The 1046-nt window shown below is 64.1% G+C and carries 1 protein-coding gene; it reads right to left on the minus strand.

What is annotated here, in order from left to right; translation table 11 throughout:
• A partial coding sequence (locus tag OF850_RS23355; RefSeq protein WP_301592842.1) for an IS481 family transposase occupies positions 1-988 on the minus strand: 988 nt, incomplete at its 3' end.
• Positions 989-1046 lie beyond the last annotated feature (58 nt).

Consider the following 1046-nt stretch of genomic DNA (forward strand, 5'->3'; position numbering starts at 1 on the left):
TGTTTGGTCCCGGCATTTGGTGGTGCGGATTTGCGGTGAAACGCTGCGGCTCCTCGGCCCATGCTTTGCAGATGGCTTGATAGGGCGTGAGGCCGCGTAGGGTCTTCAAGCGACGGGCGAAGTTGTAGGCGGCAACGAAGTCGGCGAGATGCCTACGGAGCTGGTCATGGCTCTCGTAGTGGAAGCGCTTGACCGTCGCCTCCTTGAGGGTGCGGTTCATCCGCTCGACCTGGCCGTTCGTCCACGGATGCCGCGGCTTGGTCAGGCGGTGCTCGATGCCGAGTTCGGCGCAGGCCAATTCGAAGGCATGGCACCGGAACAGCTCCTTGCGCGCGAGCATCTCCTTGATGTCCTCGGGCGTCCAGCCATCGCCGGTGGGATCGGTGAAGTGCGTGCCGTTGTCTGTGAGCACCGTGTGGATGCTGTAGGGCACGGCTGCGGCAAGAGCCCGGAGGAAGTTGCCGGCGACGCGCCGCGTGGCTTTCTCGTGCAACTCGGCGAAGGCGAACTTCGAGGTGCGGTCGATGGCGACGAAGAGATGGAGCTTGCCCTGCTCGGTGCGGACCTCGGCGATGTCGATGTGAAAGTAGCCGATGGGGTAGCGCTTGAACTTAGAGCGTGCCGGCTTGTCGCTCTCGGTGTCGGACAGGCGGGAGATGCCGTGGCGCTGGAGGCAGCGATGCAGGCTGGAGCGCGTCAGGTGCGGGATGGTGGACTGCAGGGCATAGAGGCAGTCGTCGAGTGGCAGCAGGGTGTGGCGGCGGAAGGCCACGACGACGGCCTCGTCCTCGGCCGACAGGACGGTCGATCGGGGCTCCTGAGGACCGGTGGGCTGATCAGTGACGGAGGTTCGCTTTCGCCACTTGGCCACCGTCTTCGGGTTGATGCCGTAGCGCCTGGCGAGCCCCCTCAAGCTCTCTTGACTATGTTGTATCGCTCGACGGACCGCCGCTGTCGTGGTGGCGCAGCCGTGTTGAACCTGGCCCATAGCGCGTCCTTCCACTCCTGGGAGAAGACTGCACCATCAAAACCTGGGATCAAACATC

Source organism: Sabulicella glaciei (assembly GCF_026183895.1).
Lineage (GTDB): Bacteria > Pseudomonadota > Alphaproteobacteria > Acetobacterales > Acetobacteraceae > Roseococcus > Roseococcus glaciei.